The sequence below is a fragment of the Zhihengliuella sp. ISTPL4 genome, from assembly GCF_002848265.1.
Lineage (GTDB): Bacteria > Actinomycetota > Actinomycetes > Actinomycetales > Microbacteriaceae > Microbacterium.
This window is the reverse complement of record NZ_CP025422.1, coordinates 2,452,932-2,473,249: the sequence shown is the minus strand read 5'-3', so window position 1 is coordinate 2,473,249 and position 20,318 is coordinate 2,452,932. Positions and strand designations below refer to the sequence as shown.

At 71.6% G+C, this 20,318-nt stretch carries 18 protein-coding genes; 12 read left to right on the top strand and 6 right to left on the bottom strand.

The features are described 5' to 3' along the window. The first annotated feature begins 4 nt into the window (after positions 1-4). From CYL12_RS11750 to CYL12_RS11730, 5 genes are all read left to right on the top strand, one after another. Positions 5-1,039, top strand: coding sequence for an NAD-dependent epimerase/dehydratase family protein (locus tag CYL12_RS11750; RefSeq protein ID WP_101847763.1), 1,035 nt, complete (start codon positions 5-7; stop codon positions 1,037-1,039). Continuing rightward, entirely contained in the window at positions 1,039-2,124 is a 1,086-nt protein-coding gene (locus tag CYL12_RS11745; RefSeq protein ID WP_101847762.1) for a dihydrodipicolinate synthase family protein, read from the top strand. Before CYL12_RS11750 ends, CYL12_RS11745 begins: the two co-directional genes overlap by 1 nt. Then, positions 2,121-3,134 (top strand): hydroxyacid dehydrogenase, encoded by a 1,014-nt coding sequence (locus CYL12_RS11740; protein ID WP_101847761.1) that lies wholly within the window; start codon positions 2,121-2,123, stop codon positions 3,132-3,134. The genes CYL12_RS11745 and CYL12_RS11740 overlap by 4 nt, the downstream gene beginning before the upstream one ends. Then, positions 3,131-4,057, top strand: coding sequence for a GNAT family N-acetyltransferase (locus CYL12_RS11735; protein WP_101847760.1), 927 nt, complete (start codon positions 3,131-3,133; stop codon positions 4,055-4,057). The genes CYL12_RS11740 and CYL12_RS11735 overlap by 4 nt, the downstream gene beginning before the upstream one ends. 104 nt (positions 4,058-4,161) lie before the next feature. Further along, the gene (locus tag CYL12_RS11730; RefSeq protein WP_101847759.1) at positions 4,162-6,315 is read left to right on the top strand and encodes a peptidase C14; all 2,154 of its coding nucleotides are present in this window, start codon (positions 4,162-4,164) and stop codon (positions 6,313-6,315) included. A 109-nt stretch (positions 6,316-6,424) separates the two neighbouring features. Here the strand turns inward: CYL12_RS11730 and CYL12_RS11725 are convergent, their stop codons facing one another. The 3 genes from CYL12_RS11725 to CYL12_RS11715 are packed head-to-tail and all read right to left on the bottom strand — an operon-like array spanning position 6,425 to position 8,863. Next, positions 6,425-7,336 carry a phosphotransferase gene (locus CYL12_RS11725; RefSeq protein WP_101847758.1) on the bottom strand — a complete coding sequence of 304 codons (912 nt, stop codon included), beginning with the start codon at positions 7,334-7,336 and terminating at the stop codon, positions 6,425-6,427. Positions 7,337-7,361: 25 nt separating this feature from the next. After that, the gene (locus CYL12_RS11720) at positions 7,362-8,204 is read right to left on the bottom strand and encodes an SDR family NAD(P)-dependent oxidoreductase (RefSeq protein WP_101848781.1); all 843 of its coding nucleotides are present in this window, start codon (positions 8,202-8,204) and stop codon (positions 7,362-7,364) included. An 8-nt stretch (positions 8,205-8,212) separates the two neighbouring features. Further along, on the bottom strand, positions 8,213-8,863 hold the full coding sequence (locus CYL12_RS11715) for a GntR family transcriptional regulator (protein ID WP_101847757.1): 651 nt from the start codon (positions 8,861-8,863) through the stop codon (positions 8,213-8,215). Positions 8,864-9,013: 150 nt separating this feature from the next. On the opposite strand from CYL12_RS11715, the gene CYL12_RS11710 reads away from it, so the two are divergent. From CYL12_RS11710 to CYL12_RS11685, 6 genes are all read left to right on the top strand, one after another. Next, complete coding sequence (locus CYL12_RS11710) at positions 9,014-10,396, top strand: MFS transporter (protein ID WP_101847756.1); 1,383 nt, start codon at positions 9,014-9,016, stop codon at positions 10,394-10,396. Next, positions 10,393-12,615 carry a peptidase C14 gene (locus CYL12_RS11705; RefSeq protein ID WP_233486726.1) on the top strand — a complete coding sequence of 741 codons (2,223 nt, stop codon included), beginning with the start codon at positions 10,393-10,395 and terminating at the stop codon, positions 12,613-12,615. The genes CYL12_RS11710 and CYL12_RS11705 overlap by 4 nt, the downstream gene beginning before the upstream one ends. A gap of 34 nt (positions 12,616-12,649) precedes the next feature. Beyond that, positions 12,650-14,038 (top strand): hypothetical protein, encoded by a 1,389-nt coding sequence (locus CYL12_RS11700; RefSeq protein WP_101847755.1) that lies wholly within the window; start codon positions 12,650-12,652, stop codon positions 14,036-14,038. A 110-nt stretch (positions 14,039-14,148) separates the two neighbouring features. Further along, positions 14,149-14,907, top strand: coding sequence for an SDR family NAD(P)-dependent oxidoreductase (locus CYL12_RS11695; protein WP_085604421.1), 759 nt, complete (start codon positions 14,149-14,151; stop codon positions 14,905-14,907). Beyond that, positions 14,904-15,980, top strand: a complete 1,077-nt coding sequence (locus CYL12_RS11690; RefSeq protein WP_101847754.1) for an enolase C-terminal domain-like protein — start codon at positions 14,904-14,906, stop codon at positions 15,978-15,980. Before CYL12_RS11695 ends, CYL12_RS11690 begins: the two co-directional genes overlap by 4 nt. Before the next feature lies 1 nt (position 15,981). Further along, positions 15,982-16,785, top strand: a complete 804-nt coding sequence (locus tag CYL12_RS11685; protein ID WP_101847753.1) for an SDR family NAD(P)-dependent oxidoreductase — start codon at positions 15,982-15,984, stop codon at positions 16,783-16,785. 79 nt (positions 16,786-16,864) lie between these two features. Here the strand turns inward: CYL12_RS11685 and CYL12_RS11680 are convergent, their stop codons facing one another. Next, positions 16,865-17,749, bottom strand: coding sequence for a hypothetical protein (locus CYL12_RS11680; RefSeq protein ID WP_233486725.1), 885 nt, complete (start codon positions 17,747-17,749; stop codon positions 16,865-16,867). 204 nt (positions 17,750-17,953) lie between these two features. Between CYL12_RS11680 and dinB the strand changes: the two genes are divergently transcribed. Beyond that, a complete protein-coding gene (gene dinB, locus CYL12_RS11675) occupies positions 17,954-19,150 on the top strand; it encodes a DNA polymerase IV (protein WP_101847752.1) in 1,197 nt (398 codons plus the stop codon). Positions 19,151-19,219: 69 nt separating this feature from the next. On the opposite strand, the gene CYL12_RS11670 is transcribed toward dinB, so the two are convergent. Continuing rightward, a complete protein-coding gene (locus CYL12_RS11670) occupies positions 19,220-19,570 on the bottom strand; it encodes a nuclear transport factor 2 family protein (protein ID WP_101847751.1) in 351 nt (116 codons plus the stop codon). Then, complete coding sequence (locus CYL12_RS11665; RefSeq protein WP_101847750.1) at positions 19,563-20,312, bottom strand: SDR family NAD(P)-dependent oxidoreductase; 750 nt, start codon at positions 20,310-20,312, stop codon at positions 19,563-19,565. The genes CYL12_RS11670 and CYL12_RS11665 overlap by 8 nt, the downstream gene beginning before the upstream one ends. Positions 20,313-20,318 lie beyond the last annotated feature (6 nt).

Here is a 20,318-nt window from a genome sequence, read left to right as displayed (position 1 = left end):
GACCATGACGCAGTACGCATTCGCCTCCGAGGCCGAGCTCGAGGAGGCGCTGGCCACCCCGAGCGACGGGCTCGTGGCCGACCTCGCCCAGGGCTCCGGAGACCTCGTGATCCTCGGCGCCGGCGGCAAGATGGGCCCGACCCTGGCGATGCTCGCCCGGCGCGGCCTGGACGCCGCCGGTCGCACCGATGACGCGGTGTACGCGGTCTCCCGCTTCGGCGATGCCGCCATCCGCGAGCGCCTCGAGGCCGCGGGGGTCCGCGTCGTGCCGTTCGACCTCATCGAGAACGACGACCTCTCCGGTCTCCCCGATGCCCCGAACGTGGTGTTCATGGTGGGCGCGAAGTTCGGTGCCGCGACCAACGCCTCCTGGGCGTGGGAGGTCAACGCGGCTCTGCCCGACCGCATCGCCCGCCGGTACCGGGACAGCGCGATCTCGGTGCTCTCCACCGGGAACGTCTACCCGTTCGTCCCCGCCGCCTCGGGCGGCGCCGCCGAGGAGACCACGCCCGCGCCGATCGGCGAGTACGCGCAGTCCTGCCTCGGGCGGGAGCGCGTGTTCGAGTTCGGGGCGCAGGAGCGCGGCACGAAGGTCGCGATCATCCGTCTGAACTACGCCGTCGACCTCCGCTACGGGGTGCTCGCCGACATCGGCAGCGCCGTGCACGCGGGGGAGCCGGTGTCCGTCGCCACCGCCAACGTCAACGTGATCTGGCAGGGCTACGCGAACGAGGTCGTGCTGCGGAGCCTCGTACACGCCTCCACCGACCCCTTCGTCATCAACCTCACCGGACCGGAGCTGCTCAGCGTCTCCTCGATCGCCCACCGCTTCGGCGAACTGTTCGAGCAAGAGGTCGAGATCGTCGACGAGCCGCAGCCGACCGCGCTGCTCAGCGACGCGCGCCGCTGCATGGCCCTGTTCGGCTACCCGTCCGTCTCCGCCGAGGAGCTGATCCGCATGCAGGCCGGCTGGATCCGCGACGGGCTGCCGATGATCGCCAAGCCCACCAAGTGGGCCGTGCGGGACGGGAAGTTCTGATGACCGACGCCGCTGCGCGGACGGCGACCGTGCCGTCGCTGCGCCCTGAGGCCGCTGCGACCTTGGCCCGCGGCGCCGTGATCCCGGCCCATCCGCTCGCCCTCACCGCAGAGCGCACGCTCGACGAGCGGCGGCAGCGGGCGCTGTCCCGCTACTACCTCGACGCCGGGGCCGGCGGTCTCGCCGTCGGCGTGCACACGACGCAGTTCGAGATCCGCGACCCCGACCACGCGCTCTTCGAGCCGGTGCTCGCGCTGGCCGCGGAGGAGATGGACGCCCGCGACGACGCGACCCTCGTGCGCATCGCCGGAGTGGCGGGCGACACCGCGCAGGCGGTCGCCGAGGCGGAGCTCGCGCGTTCCCTCGGCTACGACGCCGTGCTGGTCAGTCCCCGCGTCGCGGGTGCGGACGAGCGTGCCCTGCTCGACCGCGCCCGCGCCGTCGGCGAGGTGCTGCCGCTGGTCGGCTTCTACCTGCAGACCGCGATCGGCGGACCGGTGCTCGACCGCGAGTTCTGGCGCGAGTTCGCCGCGATCCCGTCCGTCGTCGCGGTGAAGGCGGCGCCCTTCGACCGCTACCGCACGCTGGAGCTCGTGCGGGGCGTGGCCGCCTCGGGCCGCGCCGACGAGATCGCGCTGTACACGGGCAACGACGACGCGATCGTCGCCGATCTGCTCTCCGAGTTCCACGTGGACTCCCCGTCCGGACGCCGCACCCTGCGGTTCGTCGGCGGGCTGCTGGGCCAGTGGGCGGTCGGCACGCACGCGGCGGTCGCGCTGCTGGAGCGGGTCCACCGGTCCCTCGCGGGCGACGCGGAGGCCTACCGCGAGGTGGGACGCCGTGCCTCGGACATGGTGGACGTGAACCAGGCCGTGTTCGACCCGGGCAACGACTTCCACGGCGTCATCGCCGGGGTGCACGAGATGCTCCGCCAGCAGGGGCTTCTCGAGGGCATCTGGTGCCTCGACCCGGCCGAGGGCCTCTCCCCGGGACAGGCGGAGGAGATCGCCCGCGTCCGGCGGGCGTACCCGGAGCTCAACGACGACGCGTTCATCGCCGAGAACCTCGAGGCCTGGCTGCGATGACCTTCGGCACGAGCGCTCCGACCGTGGTCGCGGTCGTCTCCGCCGAGCTGTTCGCCGAGTTCTTCTCGCCCGACGATGCGGCCCGCCTGGAGGCCGTCGCGGCGCGGCTCGGCGGGACGTTCGTGCGGGTGGACCGGCTCGCGGATGCGGTGCTCGACGAGGCGCGCGTCGTGGTGACGAGCTGGGGCGTGGGTCCTTTCGACCACGCGGTCCTCGCCACCCTCCCGAAGCTCGAGCTCATCGCGCACACCGGGGCCACGATCAAGCCGTTCGCGACCGACGCGCTGTTCGACCGGGGTGTGCGGGTGACGCAGGCCGGCGCGGGGATGGCCCGGTCGGTGGCGGAGGTGTCGCTGACCTTCACGCTCGCCCTGCTGCACCGGGTGCCGGAGATGCACGACGCGCTGCGCGCCGGTGACGGCTGGTGGGACGCGGAGGCCGTCGGGGTGCAGCACGAGATCCTCGGCGCGCCCATCGCGGTCATCGGCGCCTCCCGGACCGGGCGCGCGTACCTCGACCTACTGAGGGCGCTCGGCGCCCAGCCGCTGCTCGTCGACCCCACCCTCGACGCGGCCGAGGCGGCGTCCCTCGGGGCGGAGCTCGTGGCGCTCGATGAGGCGCTCCGTCGCGCGCAGATCGTCGCGGTGCATGCCCCGACCCTGCCGGAGACGCATCACCTGATCGGTGCGCGGGAACTCGCCTTGATGCCGGACGGCGCGGGTCTGGTGAACACGGCGCGCTCGTGGCTCGTCGACGAGGCGGCCCTGCTCGCCGAGCTGCGCCGCCGACGGTTGAGCGCCGCGATCGACGTGTTCGACGAAGAGCCCCTGCCCGCCGGCAGTCCCTTCCGATCGGCACCGCGCGTGCTGCTCACTCCGCACCGCGCGGCCGGGACCAGGGAGGGCCGGCTGCGGCAGGGGCGGATCGTCGCGGACGAGCTCGACGCCTTCGCCGCGGGGGATCCCCTCGAACACGCCGTCGACCGCGCCCAGCTCGCTTCGATGGCATGAGCGTCGTGGTCGTGCGGTCGGCGCGCGCGGAGGATCAGTCCGCCCTCGCGGCGCTCTGGGCGGCCGCCTTCACGCCGCCCCTCGCACCCGACCAGTGGCTCGTGGACGACGCGCGGCTCAGCCACACCCTCGTCGCGGAGGACGAAGACGGCGTGTGCGGGTCGATCTACGGACTGCCGAAGCGCCTGCGGGAGACGGATGGCGGTGTGGCGCAGGTGCACGCGATCGGCAGTGTGGCGGTCGCCGAGCGGGCTCGCGGTCGGGGGCTGGCCCGCCGGCTCGTGGCCGCCACCCTGGACGCTGCGGGTGACGCCGACTGGGCCCTGCTGTTCACCGGAACCCCCGACGTGTACCGGTCGAGCGGCTTCACGACCTTCTCGATGCCCCGCACGATGGCCGGGCCGTGGACCGCGTCGGCGACGGCCGGGGAGCCGGTCTCGATCACGCGCGAGTCCGTGGGCCTCGGTGTCCTCGGTCCGGTCCGCGAGGTCTACGAGCGCTCCCGCACGGGTGAGGTCGTGCTCGCTCCGGTGCGCAGCGACCGCGACTGGACGATGGCGGAGGTGCGGCTGCGGGGCACGACCCTGTACCGGCTCGAGGCGGCGCACGCCACGGTCGGCTATGCGGTGGCCGAGGTGCGCGACGGTGTCGGCCTGCTGCACGAGAGCGCGACCGACCCTTCGGCGGCCGATCCGGCCGCGGTGGGTCGCGCCGTGCTGGACGCGGTGGCCGCGGACTGGGCCGCGGCAGGCGTCCGCACCTGCGAGCTGGCCGTCCCCGCGCTCGCCGCCGAGGAGCGCGCCGTCCGCGCTTTCGCTCCGGCGGCCGTGCGGCAGGACGACCGCACCGGGATGATCCGGCCGCTGCGCCGCGAGGCCCGCGTGGACGGCATCCGCCACTTCACGGCGGGCGACTACTTCTGAGCATCCGCTCGGAGAGCGCTGGGGATCGGGGACTGATCGGTGACCGCGATCCGGCCGAGGGCCGGACGCCTGACCGCGGCGAAGACGCCGCAAGGAGGATGAGCATGACCCAGCTGGACACCACCACCGAGACCGCGGCGATGCGCAGTCGACGGATGCTGCTCGCCGGTTTCGGCGCCGCCGCCCTGGGCGGCGTCGCGGCGATCGGCACCCCCGCCGCTGCCCAGGCCGCGGGGCCCGCCGTGCCGCAGGAGTCGTCGGGCTCGAAGAACGTCGCGCACGGCGGCCTCGCCACCGCCCTCGCGACGCGCAAGGGCAAGGACGGCGACCTCGTCCGCACGAGCGGCTACACCACTCCCGGCGACGGCGGCGACGGGCTCTACCGCTTCGTGAAGAAGGACGCCCCCGCGGCCAACGGCGGCACGGTGCTCGCGGGGCCGAAGGGGGGTGCCTGGGTGCTCGTGCACGACGGCACGGTCGACTTCCGGAAGTTCGGCATCATGGACGCCTCCGTGCCCGCGGACGACGCGCTCGACGCGATGGTGGGCGACGCCCGCGTGCGGCGCGTGGAGGCGCACACCGACCTCAACTTCGTCCGCCGGCACACGTTCTCCCGGTCGAACATCGCCTTCGATTTCGGACACCATCTGATGACGACCGAGGGCATCGAGAACGCGGGGAAGGACGATCCCTTCGCGGCCGTCATGTTCTTCCGCGGCGAGGTGACCGACGCGGTGCAGGAGGCGAAGCTCGGTGAGGACGTGCCCGACCTCGCCGACGTCTTCCCCGTCGCCGACTCGTCGTTCTTCGCGGTCGGGGAGTGGTACGCCGCCGAGGTCAACGCGCTGTCGGGCCGCTGGGAGCGCGAGCTGCAGCGGCTGGTGCAGGTGACCCAGATCGTCGACGGTCGGCACATCCGCGTGAACTACAAGAACGGCTGGCCGCTCGGCAAGGACCGCACGATGACGTGGCGGCACGTGAAGCCGGTGCAGGACGTGACGGTGTCGAACCTGAAGTTCCTGGGTAAGGGGACGGACGAGTACACGGGGTCGCACCCGCTGGCCTTCGAGTACGCGGTGCGCTGCGACGTGGACCACATCGACGGGACGGCGACCTTCTGGCCGCTGATCCAGCGCCGGTGGAACACGTACTTCACCACGGAGAGCTGCACGCTGAAGAACCCGACCTCCGTCACCTGGGGAGGGGCGGGCTACCTCACGCAGCAGATCTACTGCCTGTACGGGTACGTCGCCAACTGCCACACCGCCAACGCCCGGCACCTCAACGACTTCACCGCGAGCGCCTACTGCCTCGTGGAGAACTGCCACGGCGACGGTGACGATCAGGGGCCGTTCGTCACGCACGGCCAGTACGAGCACGACCTCACGTACACGGGCAACTCGGGGCTCATGACGTTCGCCAACTCCGGGGCCGCGTGGGGGTCGGCGGCCAAGCGCATCACCGTCCGCAAGCACGTGTGCTCCTGGTTCGTGGCGCGGGTGCGCATCATCGACCTGACGCTGGAGGACGTGCAGGTGATCGGGAAGCCCTCGCTGTCCGGCTCAGGAATGCTGTGGATCAACGCGGACGGCGCGCAGCTCCGCGGCTGCACCGCCTCGGACACGCTCATCATCACCCAGGCATCCGACAACTCCGCCCGACCGACGGTGATCGCCGACTCACACTTCACGTTCGTCGCTCCCGGCGAGCTCACCAACGCGACGGTGACGACGCCGGTGACCTTCGTCGACACGGTCCTCGATCGCGTGGGCGGCATGACGATCAACGGGCCTGGTGCGGTCACCTTCCGCGGCTCGACCCTCACCGCGGCGGACGACGCCGCCCCCATCGCCTCGGCGACAGCGAAGCTGCGCATCGAAGGCTCCACGCTCCGCAACGCCCGCATCGCGGCAGCATCGAAGGACCGTCAGGTCGTCGAGATCGCGGGTTCCGAGGTGTCCGCGAAGGGCGGGATGACGGTGTCGCGGACGGGCGCCGGCGAGCTGCACCTGACGCTGGCCGACAGCACGTTCCGGGCCGAGGGATCGACGACGCACGTCGCGGTGACCAGCGGTGCGACCCACTACCGCGCGGTCGGCAACCGGTTCGATGGCGGTTCGCTGGAGCTCCGCGACGACGCCTTCGGCGCCGGGTCGACGTTGCTGCACACCGGCAACGTCGAAGCGAGTGTCACGCGCACGGCGTTCCCCGCCGAGGGCGACCGGGTCGTCGACACCGCCAACCTCGTCGTCGGCTGATCCCGCCGGGCACAACTCCGGAGATTCGGCGCTCTGCGCCGCCACTCGGCCCCGCCTCCGGCGTGTCGCCGAGGATCTCCTGAGTTGTGCCGGGCGAGGCTCCGTGGAGTCAGCGGACGAGCGCGGCGATCCAGTCGGCGGCGATGACCGCCTCCCGGCGCTGGAAGTCGCGAAGCGTCGTCATCCCGTCCGGCGCGGGAAGACGGCACTTCTCGAACCAGGCGCCGCCCGCGGCGGACAGGAGGGCGATGTGGTCCTCCGTGGTGGACCCGGCGAAGGCCGGGTGACCGAGCAGGGGGCCGACCTCAGCCGCGGGGTCCTCGACGCGGAGGTCGAGCAGGTAGAGAAGGGCGTCTTCCCACCCCGCGCCGCGGGCCGCCCACGGCCAGTCGAGCAGGCGCGCCCGGCCGGAGGCGTCGATGAGGATGTTGTCCGCCCGGAGGTCGGCGTGCAGGAGCTGATCGCCTGCGACGGCGGTGCCCACTCGTTCCGCCGCCATGCGGAGGAGGTCGACGTTCTGCGCGCACCACGGCGTGGTCGTCTCCAGGAGCCCGGCCTCCTCCAGCCGTCGCCAGGACCCGGAGTCCTCGTGCAGCTCGTCGGCGAGGCGGGGAAGCGTGCGACGCGCCGGGGCGGTGGCCAGGGCGGCGATCGCGTCCAGGACATGTGCGGTGTCGGGGGAGGTGGCGGAGCGCTCCGGGTGACGACCCTCGACGTCTTCGATGAGAAGCACCGCCCACCCGTCCGCGGTGAAGGCGTGGACGAGGTGTGCGGCGGGGAGGGAGCGGGGGATCGCGCCGAGCACCTCGGCCTCCCGCACGTAGAGCGCGAACGTGCCTTCCGCGGACTCCTGCACCGCCTTGACGAACAGCCGCCGTCCGTCGGCGAAGCTCAGCCGTGAGGCCAGGCCCGCGGAGAAGCCGCCGTCCTGCGACTGCGCCCGTGCCACCGGGGAACCGGCGAACTCCTCGACCCGGGCTCGGAGAGCGGGAGGGAGCTGAGTCCAGTCGAGGCGCGCCATCGCCCCAGCGTAGACGGCGGCCTCTTCAGGCCCCGGACACGCCGACGAGCTCGGCGGTGCGCTGCCAGAGGGCCTCGGCGAGAGCGGGGTCGTTGACCTGTGGGTTCACGCGGGTGGTGAGGACGCGCTCGTCGTAGTACTCGCCGGAGCTCCAGGTCTCGCCCGGTGTGCCCTCGAGGAACCAGCGGAGCGTCGCGCCGCCGCGGTCGCTGCCGATGAGGACGAGGCGGCGCAGCGGGGTGCGGTAGACGAGGCGCATGATGCTCGACGACTCGGCGGCGAAGTTCGTCGCCACGGTGCCGGGGTGGAAGGCCACCGCGCTGAGCCCCTGCGCATGGAACTTCTCGTGCAGGCTCTTCGCCATCAGGACGTTCGCGAGTTTGGCGTCGCCGTAGGCCTTGTTCGGGGAGTACCGGCGGGTGTTGTCGAGGTCATCGACGTCGAGGTGTCCGAACAGGCGATGGGCGACGCTGGAGGTGTTCACGACCGCCCCGCGGGCGGCGAGCAGCTGCGGGAGCAGGAGGCTCGTCAGCAGAAACGGGGCGAGGTGATTGACCTGCATGGTCTTCTCGTGCCCGTCGACCGTGGGCGTCCGGTCGCCGAAAATGCCCCCGGCGTTGTTGGCCAGAACGTCGATGCCCGTCGCACCCGCCGCGTCCGCGAGCTGTGCGGCGAGGGCGTGCACGTCGTCGAGGCGCGCGAAGTCGGCGGTGAACCACTCCGCGCCGGTCTCGTCCGCCACGGCGCGCATCTTCTCGGGCGAGCGTCCGACGAGGAGCAGGCGGTGCGGGGACCCGGCGAGCTGACGGGCGGCGGCGGCGCCGATGCCGTCGGAGGCTCCGGTCAGGACGATGGTGCGCGCGGTCACGGCGGCGCTCACTCGGCCGTCGGCGTGATGCGGCGGACGGCCCTGGTCACGTGCTCGGCGATCACGGCGCGCGCCTGCTCCGGATCGCCGGTGGCGATCGCGTCGACGATCTGCTGGTGGCTGCGCACGTGCTCCTCCTGCTCGGCGGGGTCGAGAGCCGAATTGGCCGCCTGGATGAAGCCGGCGATCCGGCCGCGGAGCTGGGCGCTGAGCTCGTCGAGGAACCGGTGCTCGGCGAGGTCGGCGAGGGTCTCGTGGAAGAGGCGGTCCTGGCGCAGGACCTCGGCCACGTCGCCCGGAGCCGCATCCGCCATCGCCTGGATGATGGCCTCGAGCCGGGCAGCCGACTCGTCGCTCCACCGCTCCTGCACCCGGATCGCCATGAACTGCTCGAGCACGATTCGCAGGCTCGAGATCTCCTCCAGATCCTGCGCGCTGAGCTGGGCGACGCGGGCGCCGCGGCGGGGCTCGCGGGTGATGAGGCGCTCCTCGGCGAGCCGGGTCAGGGCCTCCCGCACGGGGATGTGGCTGACGCCGAGACGGTCCGCGAGCTTGCGCTCCACGAGGCGCTCGCCGGGGGCGAGCTCCCCGGAGTGGATCGCCGCCCGGATCTCGTCCGCGACCTGCTCGGCGATGTTCTGATCCGACACGCTGCGCATCCGGGGCCCTTCTCGCTCTCGCGCGGCCCGGTGCTCGTCGAGCAGGGTCCTGCGCTCGGTCGATGCTATGGCATGAGGCGGGGACTAGACAGGAGCGCCGCAGTGCTAGATGCTATAGCAAAACCCGCAACCGATGACGAGGGAGTTGTCATGTCCGGCAGAGAGACGGTGGCGCAGGCGCGCGCCGCGGAGGACGCGGTGGGAGCCGCCGCCATGAAGAAGGCGATCTGGAGGCTGGGACCGTTCCTGGGCCTGCTCTACCTCGTCGCCTACATCGACCGGAACAACGCCGGCTTCGCGAAGCTCGAGATGACCGCCGCCCTCCAGATCACCGAGGCCGCCTTCGGTTTCGCGGCGGGGATCTTCTTCATCGGCTACCTGCTTTTCGAGGTGCCGAGCAACCTGCTCCTCGAGAAGTTCGGGGCCCGCAAGTGGATCGCCCGCATCATGATCTCGTGGGGCATCGTCGCCGCGCTGACCGCGTTCGTCCAGGACGCGACGCAGTTCGCGATCGCGCGCTTCATCCTCGGCATCGCGGAGGCCGGGTTCTTCCCCGGCGTCCTGCTCTACCTCACGCTGTGGTTCCCGCGGCAGTACCGCACGCAGGTGCTCGCCGTCTTCGTGCTCTCGAACCCGATCGCCAACGCGGTCGCCGCTCCGCTGTCCGGCTGGATGCTGGAGCTGCACGGGCTGTGGGGCCTGGACGGCTGGCAGCTCGTCTTCCTGCTGCAGGGAATCCCTGCCGTGCTGCTCGCCTTCGTCGTGTTCTTCTGGCTCCCCGACCGCCCGCAGGATGCCCGCTGGCTGAACCCCGCCGAGCAGCGCTGGATCACCGACACGCTCGCCGCCGAGACCGAGGCGACCGAGCAGCGGCACGGGCGCCTGCGCCTGGGTGAGGTCTTCCGCAACGGCCGCCTCTGGACGCTCATCGTGCTGTTCTTCGGTGTCGTCTTCGGCGCCTACGGACTGGGGATGTGGCTGCCGACGATCGTGAAGAGCATGGGCGACTTCTCTAACGCGACCACCGGGTGGCTGGTGGCGCTGCCGAATCTGTGCGCGGCCCTCGTGATGCTGCCGTGGGAGCGCGCCGCCCGGAGGCAGGGCAACATCCCGCTGCAGATCGGCATCACGCTCAGCATCACCGCCCTCTCGCTCATCGCGGCGGTCGCGGCACAGGGCACGCCGGTGCTCGCGCTCGCGGCGCTGTGCGTCGGGATGTCGGCGCTCTTCTCGACGACCCCGCTGTTCTGGAGCCTGCCGCCGATGGTGCTCACCGGCACGGCGGCCGCGGCCGGTCTCGCCTTCATCAACTCGGTCGGCAATCTCGCCGGCTTCGCGGGACCGTACGCGATCGGCTGGATCAGCGAGACCACGGGGTCGGCGGTGTGGGGCCTGCTCCTCATCTCGGGGCTCACGCTGCTCGGGGCGACGATCGCCTTCGTGCTGAGTCGCCGGGCGGACTTCACCGTCCCGGCTGCGCTGCGCGACGCCGCCGAGACCACCTCGGTGCGGCGGAAGAGGAGCAGATCGTGATCGATGCATCGACGACCGACGGCCCTGCGAAAGCCGCGGGGGCGGCGGATGCTGCGGAGCGAGTCCGGTCCACCGGCCGCCGCGCGCTCATGGCCGGGCTCGGCGTGGTCGCTCTCGGCACGGCGGGTGCGCTCGCGAGCACGGCGCCGGCCCAGGCGGCCCCGGTCGCCGCCGGCGCCAAGGACGTCACGCGAGCGGAGTCCGTCGCCGACCTCGGCCGCCTCCGGGCCCGCGACGGCGAGGTCGCGATCGTTGCGGGGTACCGGAAGCCCGGCGACGCCGGGCTGCTCGTGTACGTGGGCAGCGAGGACGCGAAGACCACGGTCAACGGCGGCACGGTGATCGCGGGGAAGCGCGACACCCGGTGGATCCTGCAGCACGACGGGACGGTCGACTTCCGGGTGTTCGGCATCACCGGACCGGAGAAGCCGGCCGACGACGCGCTCGCGGCGATGGTGAACGATCCCCGCATCCGCCGGATCGAGGCGAGCACCGACCTCCTGTTCCGACGCCGACACCGCTTCACCCGGTCGTACATCGAGATCGACTTCGGCGGACACGTCATCACGACCGACGGCATCGAGAAGAACACGCACGACAACCCGTTCGGCGCCGTGATGTTCTTCACCGGGGTGGCGAAGGACGTCACGGTCGAGTACGCGCTCGCCGAGGCCTGGCCCGAGCTGACCGACGCGGTCGCCGTGCCGGATGCCTCCCGGTTCCCCGTCGACTCCTGGTGGGCGGTGCAGTGCGACCCTGTCGCCGGAGGAGGGGCGGATGAGCGCGAGTTGCAGCGGTTCGTGCAGGTGACGCAGCAGATCGACGGCACGCACATCCGCATCGACTATCTCAACGGCTGGCCGCTGGACAAGGGACGGAAGCTGATCTGGCGGCAGATGGAACCGGTCGCGGGCGTCCGCATCGCGAACATGCGGTTCCTCGGCGCCGGGCCTTTCGACGGCCCGACCGACGGCTCGTTCCCCGATTCGCGGGAGCTCACCGGATCGCACCCGATCGCGTTCGAGTACGCGGTCCACTGCAACGTCGCCGACGTGCACGCGAGCCGCACCTGGTGGCCCGTCATCATGCGGCGCTGGAACACGCACTTCACGACGGAGCGCTGCTCGGTGGAGAACCCGCCGACCGTGTTCTACGGGGGTGCGGGCTACCTCACGCAGCAGATCTACAGTCTCTACGGACGCGTGAGCGACTGCACCTCGTCGAACGCCCGGCACCTGAACGACCTCACCGCCAGCGCGTACTGCCTCGTCGAGAACTGCCACGGCGACGGCGACGACCAGGGCGGCAACCCCTTCACCACGCATGGGCAGTACGAGCACGACCTCACCTTCATCGGCAACTCCGGGCTCATGGACATCGCCAACTCCGGCGCGCAGTGGGGCACCGCCGCGAAGCGCATCACGGTGCGCGACCACGTCTGCTCCTGGTTCGTCGCCGGGACGAAGATCAGCGATCTGACGCTGGAGAACGTGCGCGTGATCGGCCGCTCGACCTTCGATCCGCAGGCGACCATGACCATCAACGCCGACGGTGCGCAGGTGCGCGGGTGCACCGCGGGACTTCTGGCGATCGGACAGCGGTCGCAGCGCTCGTCGCGGCCGACGGTCATCTCTGACTCCACCTTCGCGCTGCCGAAGGACCAGGTGCTCGTCCAGACCCCGGTCACGGCTCCCGTGCGCTTCGTGGACTGCACGATCACCGGAATGGACGGCGTCAAGGCCCGCGGGTCGGGGCCGGTCGAGTTCGTGGACTGTCGTCTCAGCGGCCCGGCGGCGGGTGCGCCCTTCGAGCTCGGCGCCGCCACGGTCACCATCCGCGGCGGATCCGTGCGCGACGTTCGCCTGAGCGCGACCGCCGTGCGCGATCAGCTCGTCGCGCTGGACGGCGTCGAGCTCTCCACGGAGCGGACGGACGGCGCGCTGCTGAGCAGGGCCGCCGGTGCCGGCGTCGTCACCTGGCGGGTCAGCGGGGTGACCTCGACGGTGCCCACAGGCGCGGCGCACCTCGACATCGGGACGGGCGTCAACCACGCCCGCGTCACCGGCAGCCAGTTCGTCGGGGGACGACTGCGCCTGGCGGACGGATTCGCCGAGCCCTCGACGCTGCTCTACAGCGACACCGTCGAACGCGGCGTCGAGACCGCGCTGCCGGAGGCCGGACAGCGCGTCGTCATCGCGGACGTGCTGACGAGCGCGTGACGGACGGCATCATGGATATCAGGGAGGATCACGCGTGAACGACACCGCAGCGGCGACGCACCTCGGAGACCGCATCCGCATCCCCCGCACACGGGCGCGCATCGGCGTCGCCCGGCGCGACATCACACCGCCCGTCGGAATCCGCGCCAAGAACTGGGGCCCGGCCGACTGGGAGCGCTCCGAGGGGGCGCACCGGCCGTTCGAGCTGACCGCGCTCGCCGTGGTGGCCGCGGACGAGCGGCCGCGGGTGCTGCTCGCCGTCGACGGCACCTGGTGGCGCCGGGTCGCCGATGAGCAGGGCGTGCGCGGGGCGATCCTCGACGGTCTGGGCCTCGAGCCCGATCAGCTCATGCTCTCGCTCTCGCACACCCACGCCGGGGCCGTGCTCTGCGCCGCGGATGCGCATCTGCCGGGCGGCGAGCTCATCCCCGGGTACCTGGAGGCTCTTGCTGCCGCGGGTATCGCGGCCGGTCGCGAGGCGCTGGAGGCCGCACGACCGGGACTGATCGAGTGGACCACGGGCACCTGCACCCTCGCGGCGGAACGGGAGCTCGACCTCGACGGCCGCGCGCTCGTCGGCTACAACCCCCGGGGCACCGCCGACGACACGGTGACCATCGGCCGGATCAGCATCGATGGGGAGGTGCGGGCGACGCTGGTGAACTACGCCTGCCATCCGACGACCCTGGCCTGGCAGAACCGGGAGGTGTCGCCGGACTACGTCGGCGCGATGCGCGAGATCGTGGAGGCCGCCACCGGTGCACCGTGCCTGTTCGTGCAGGGGGCCTCGGGGGAGCTGGCCCCGCGGGAGCAGTACACCGGCGACGTCGCAGTGGCCGACCGGCACGGACGTTCGCTCGGGCACGCGGTGCTCGCCGCCCTGGACGGGCTTCCGGTGCCGGGCGAGGAGCTGACGCTGGATGGTGTCGTCGAGTCGGGTGCTCCGCTCGCGATCTGGACCGGGACCCCCGCGGACGGCGGCGACGGGGCGGCGGGAGTCGTCTCGGCGGCCGAGCTGCCGCTGCGCGACCTGCCCACCCTGGACGAGCTCGCCGAGGAGTGGAAGGACATCGACCCCCGGTCCCGGGAGGAACGCCTCGGACGGGCGCGGAACCTCCGTGACGGCTACATCGAGGGGCCGACCGTGTCGCACCCCGTGTGGGCGTGGCGGCTCGGAGACGCCGTGATCGTGGGGCACCCGGGCGAGGCCTACTCGCGGCTGCAGACGACCCTGCGGGAGCGGTTCCCCCAGACGCCGATCGTGGTGATGAACCTCACGAACGGTCCCGGGTTCGTGTATCTCCCGACCCGGGAGGCGTACGACCGCGGCGCCTACCAGGCCTGGCAGACGCCCTTGGCTCCCGGTGCCCTGGAGCTCCTGGAGTCCCACGCCGTGTCGGTCGTGGCCGGGCTGCTGGGGTAGCTCGACTTTCGAATCGCCCACTTTGCTCCATTTCCGGCCGAAATCGAACTAGTTGCGCGATTCGAACGGGATAGACTTGCTATAGCAAATCCCCGAGGTAGAGGAGAGACATGACCGCGCGCCCCGTCGCCATCGTCACCGGAGGCTCGGCCGGCATCGGCTGGGAGATCGGACAGCGACTCTCCGCGGACGGCTACCTCGTCGTCGCGACCGATCGCGTCCCCGGGCTCACCGCGGGCGAGAACCCCGCCGGGATCCTGTGGCGGGAGCTCGACGTCACCGACCATGCCGCCGTCGACCGGGTCTTCGGCGAGATCGAGGCGGAGCTCGGGCCCATCGAGGTGCTCGTGAACAACGCGGGCATCCAGCGCCACCGCGGGATCGAAGACCTCACGTGGGACGAGTGGTCCGCGGTCGTGGACGTGAACCTGCACGGGGTGTTCTCCGCGCTCCAGGCCGCCGGGAAGCGCATGCTCGACCGGGGCGAGGGCCGTATCGTCAACATCTCCTCCATCTCCTCGCGGGGTTCCGCGGGGCGGGCGCCGTATGCCACGACCAAGGCCGCCGTCATCGGACTCACCTCTACGGCCGGAGCGGAGTGGGCGTCGCGTGGGGTGCGCGTCAACGCGGTGGCCCCGGGCTACGTCGACACCGGGGTGTTCCGGCAGGGTGTGGAGCAGGGGACGCTGAGTCTGGACACGATCCTGTCCCGCATCCCCGCGAAGCGCCTGGCCGACGCGAGTGAGATCGCCGCGGCCGTGAGCTTCCTCGTCTCGGACCAGTCGCGCTACATGAACGGCCAGACCCTGTACGTCGACGGCGGGTTCATGGTGGACTACGGCGTGCCCCTCGCGAAGAAGCCCGAATGACCGCCGTCGCCCGGATCGACACGGCCACCGCCGTCCTGCCTCTTCCGGCTCCGCTGCAGCTCGGCGCGATGACGGTCACGCGGCGGGAGTATTCCGCGGTGCAGGTGACGGCGGACGACGGCACCACCGGGCTCGCCTACTGCCTGTCGCGGGAGGCCCCGATGGCGGAGATCGTCGACCGCCTGGTGGCGCCGCACGCGGTGGGGCTCGACGCCGACGACCCGGCCACCGCGTGGGACCGGATGCTCCGCGGCAGTGCGATCGTCGGACGGGTGGGACTCGTGCGGCGGGCGATCGGTCTCGTCGACATTGCCCTGTGGGACATCGCGGCCCGTCGAGCCGGCGTGCCGCTGTGGACCCTGCTCGGTACGGGTGACGCCGCGCGGGAGGGGATGCTCGTCGCCGCGTATCCGTCTCCGCAGCGCCCGCCGCGGGAGGTCGCGGACGAGGTGCTCGCGCAGGCGGAGGGCTGGGCGCAGGTGAAGATCTCGCGCATTCCCGATCCGGCATACATGCGCGAACTGCTCGCGATCCTCGGCGCAGAGCTTCCCACCTCGACCGGACTCGTGGTGGACGTGGGCTTCGGCTGGCCCGACGCGGAGGCCGCCGTGACGGAGGTCGCGCAGTGGGGCGACCCGCGCCTGGCCTGGCTGGAGGATCCGCTGCTCCCCGAGGACGCGGCCGGCGTGGCCCGGATCCGCCGGGAGACCGGACTGCCGGTGGCGGTCGGCGACGAGGTGACCGACCCCGCCGTGCTCCGGGCTCTGGTCGAGGTCGGCGAGGTCGACGCGCTGCGCCTCGACGTCGTGGCGATCGGCGGCATCACCCCCGCGCGTGAGCTCATCGCCTGGGCGGCGGAGCGCGGCGTCCCGGTGTCCGGACACGTGTACCCAGAGATCACGGCCCACCTCGGCATCCAGGTGGAGACCTTCGCCCGCGGGGTGAATCCCTACGACCCCGCACCCTCGTTCGTCTCGGGCGGGCCGCAGTTCGCCGGCACCGTCACGCCCCCCACGGCTCCGGGGCTCGGCTTCGGCCTCGATCCCGCCGTCTTCCGATTCGAGAGGGACTGACATGACACCTTCCCCGCGCAGCGTCGTGGTCACCGGCAGCGGCAAGGGCATCGGCCGCGCGGTGGCCGCGCGGCTCACCGCCGACGGCTGGATCGTGGTCGGGCTCGAACGCTCGCCCGGCTCCGGGACCGTGGAGGAGGGCATCGTCGCCGAGGTCGTGCTCGGCGACGCCTCCGACCGCAGTGTCCATCAGCGGGCGGCCGCCGCGGCGCGTGCCCGGGCTCCGCTGGCCGGGTGGGTCAACAACGCCGGCATCACGAAGCGCACGCCCCTGCACGAGCTCGACGAGACGGTCGTGCGGGAGATCGTCGACATCAACGGCTTCGGCTACCTCTGGGGCTGCTCGACGGCCGTCTCCGCGTTCGTCGACCAGGGTATCCCTGGGGCGATCGTGAACATTGGCTCTATCCACGGTCGATCGAGCTTCGTGGACCACGCCGCCTACGAGTTCACGAAGGGCGGCATCGACGCCCTGAGCCGCAGCGTCGCGGTGACATATGGCGGATTGGGCATACGGGCGAACACCGTCGCGCCAGGCGGGGTGCGCACTCCCCATCTGGAGGCACAGATCGCCAGGGCCGCCGACCCCGAGGCGGAGGAGCGGCTGCTCGCGGAGGGCCCGCCGATGGGACGCATCGCCCGCGCGGAGGAGGTCGCCGCGGTGACGGCGTTCCTGCTCTCCGATGAGGCCCCCTACCTCTCCGGTCAGTCCATCGCCGTCGACGGGGCGTGGACCGCGTCGTTCGGCGACATCGCCCTCGACCCCGCTCTGCGGAAGCGCTTCGACGAGCCGCCGACTTCATGACCGCTCCATGAGCGTTCTGAGACGCTGAGCATACTGAGAAGGGCCGGGAGAAACTCCCGGCCCTCCGTACGGGATCAGGTCACTGGATGGCGACGAAGACCTTGTCAGCCACCATGCCGGGGCGGACAGCGAGGACTCCGTCGGCCGGGGTCGGCACCTGCATAGCGTTGTTACCGGAGACGGAGGCGCCCTCGTACAGCGGTGACATGAGGTCGATCGGGTCCGATGCCATCACCATCTTGTCGAGCGGGTTCACCGTGTTTCCGTCGGCGGTGACGTAGTCGACTCCGACGAACGCTGGCATTCCACCTTCTGCGTCCTTGCCGGTGTACTGGATGGTGTAGTTGATGATGATGTACTCGGTTCCGGCGTCCGGGGCCTCGTTGTAGAGGTCCGATGCCGCGAGGAGCTGATCCTGAGCGTTCAGAGTCACCGAGTTGATGGTCACGGTCCACTCGTCAGCGGAGAGAGGCGTGCCCAGGGGGAGCGGGTTCTCGCGCGTGCCTTGCTCAGCCGCGGGGGCTTCCTCTTCGTCGGCGGTGTTCGCTTCTTCGCTGGTCGACGTCGGCTCTCCGACCTCGACGTCGGAGCCACCGAACGAATCGGTGAAGGCGGTCGCCACGACAGCGGTGAAGACGACGACGCCGACCACGGTACCGACCACCGAGACGATGATGGCGGCGATTCCCTGCCACTTCACCTTCCCCTTCAGGAAGAGGGATACGAGGCCGAGGATGAATCCGATGGGCAGGAGGACCCAGCCCACGATGAGTGCTCCGGGAATGCAGGCAAAGATGAAGCCGACAGCAGCCACGATCAGGGCGATGATGCCGAGGACGTTGCGCTGCTTCGTTTCCACCGGGCCGGGCGGCTGGGCGGTGGGGTATCCCGTTTGGGCCGGCGCCGCATACTCGGGCTGCTGCGACGATTCGGGTGTGCCGGGCGGCGGCGGGGTGTTGGTCATGGGCTCTCCTGATGCTGTGTATGTGCGGGGGCGCGCGACAATGCGATGGGACTCAAGGTCCCCGGTGAACACCCCCGCGTCCGACTGGACGTGTCTAAACCTAGTGCCTTGCGGAGACGCAGCGCCGCGGTGCGGTCGAGGTCCCGAAAGAGCCCCTGATGTCCCCGGTCCGTGCGACGATCCGCTCGTCGACGGGAGAACGGGATGCGCGGGGAAGCGACGGTTCTGCACGCCGATCTCGATGCGTTCTACGCCTCGGTTGAGCAGCGTGATGCGCCGGAGCTCCGCGGGCGTCCGGTGATCGTCGGCGGCGGGGTCGTGCTGGCCGCGAGCTACGAGGCGAAGGCGCGGGGCGTCCGCACGGCGATGGGCGGCCGGCAGGCGCGAGAGCTGTGCCCCGACGCCGTCGTCGTGCCGCCGCGGATGGAAGCCTACTCCGCGGCCAGCAAAGACGTCTTCCGCATCTTCCGCGACACCACCCCTCTCGTGGAAGGACTCTCCATCGACGAGGCGTTCCTCGAGGTCGGCGGCCTGCGGCGCATCGCCGGCACTCCCGAGGCCATCGCCGTCCGGTTGCGGGAGCGCGTGCGCGCCGAGGCGGGCCTGGCGATCTCGGTCGGCGTCGCCCGCACGAAGTTCCTCGCGAAGGTCGCGAGCGCGGTGAGCAAACCCGACGGACTCCTCGTCGTCGAGCCCGACCGGGAGGAGGAGTTCCTGCTGCCGCTCCCCGTCGAGCGGCTGTGGGGCGTCGGCGCGGTGACGGCGGAGAAGCTGCACCGCTACGGCATCCGCACGGTCGGCGAGCTCGCGGAGCTCGAGGCCGCGACCGCGGAGCGGATGCTCGGAAAGGCGACCGGAGCGCACGTCCATGCGCTCGCCCGCCTGCGGGATCCGCGTCCCGTGGACACGACCAGGCGCCGGGGATCGATCGGGTCGCAGCGGGCGCTCGGTGTCCGTCCCCGGTCGGCCGACGAGCTCGATGTCATCCTCACCCAGATCGTCGACCGGCTCGCGCGGCGTCTCCGCGACGGCGACCGCGTGTGCCGCACGGTGGTGCTGCGGCTGCGTTTCGGTGACTTCGCGAAGGCCACCCGTTCCCGGTCGCTGCGGGCGCCGACCGACCGCACGGCCCTGCTGCTCGCGGTCGCCCGGACGCTCCTCGCCGCGGCGCAGCCGGAGATCAGTGGCCGTGGGATCACCCTGCTCGGCCTCTCGTTCACCCAGCTGGACGCGGCCGACAACGTGGCGCCCGAGCTGCCGATCGACTGGGGTGACGAGTCCCGCCTCGACACCGTGCTCGACACGCTCCGCGACCGCTACGGCTCCGCCTCGGTCTCCCGCGCCGCCCACCTCGGCCGCGACCCCGGTTGGTCGTCCCCGGTGCTCCCGGAGCACCACTGACCCCTTTCGAATCGCCTGAATGGTCCCATTTCGGCCGGAAACACAGCCAATCGGGCGATTCGAAGCGGGTCAGGCCTTGAGCATCGACGCCCGGGAGATCACGCCGTCGACCACGTCGAAGGTCGCGATGGTCTCCGTCGCGACGCCGGCGTTGATGACCCGCTCCTGCGCGACGACCCAGCGGGAGCCGAACAGGACGCTCGTGTCGATGACGCAGGAGAGCTCGGGGTTCTGCAGGCGCGGCTCGTAGAAGGCGCGGATCGCGGCCGACCCGACGAGGGGCTCCGGCGCGACACCGGTGACCACGGCGTCGTCGGCATAGGTCGCCACGAAGGCGTCGAGGTCGTGGGCGTTGAAGGCGTCGAGCTGCGCCTGCACGGTGTCGAGGGCAGAACGGTCCAGGGCGGTGCGGTCAGTCAATGCGAACTCCTCCGTTGACGTCGTAGGTGGCTCCGGTGATGAAGCGGGCCCGCTCCGAGGCGAGCGACGCGATGATCCAGGCGACGTCCTCCGGCTGCCCGAACGCACCGAGGGGGATGCCCGACTCGAGCTTCGCGCGGCCCTCGCCCTGGAGCTGATCCGTGATCGCGCTGGCGACCGGGCCGGGCGTGACGGCGTTGACGCGGATGCCCTCGGCGGCGAGGTGCCGGGCGAAGCTGCGCGTGATCGCGAGGATCGCCCCCTTGCTGGCCGCGTAGTGAATGCCCGTCTGCAGCGCGCCGACCTGCCCGGCGATCGAGGCGATGTTGATGACCGAGCGGTCGCCGCCCGCGGCCCGGAGCAGGGGGAGCGCCGCACGGGTGAGCAGGAACGTGCCGCGGGCGTTCGTCTCCAGGACGAAGTCCCACTCCTCGATGTCGATCTCGGGGTACGGGGTGTACGGGCACACGCCGCCGTTGTTGACGAGGACGTGCAGGTCGCCCCAGGCGGCGGTGACCTCCGTGATGAGCGCGGTGATCGATTCCGGGTCACGGAGGTCGAGGCGCGACACGCGGACGTCGGGGGAGCCGGCGGCGCGGCACTCCTCTGCCACGCGTGCGGCTTCGGCCTCGCGTCCGGCGTAGGTGATCCAGAGGGCGACGCCCTCCCGGGCGAGTTCGAGGGCGGCGGCGGTTCCGATGCCGGAACTGGCGCCCGTGACGAGTGCGCGGCGAACAGTCATGACTAA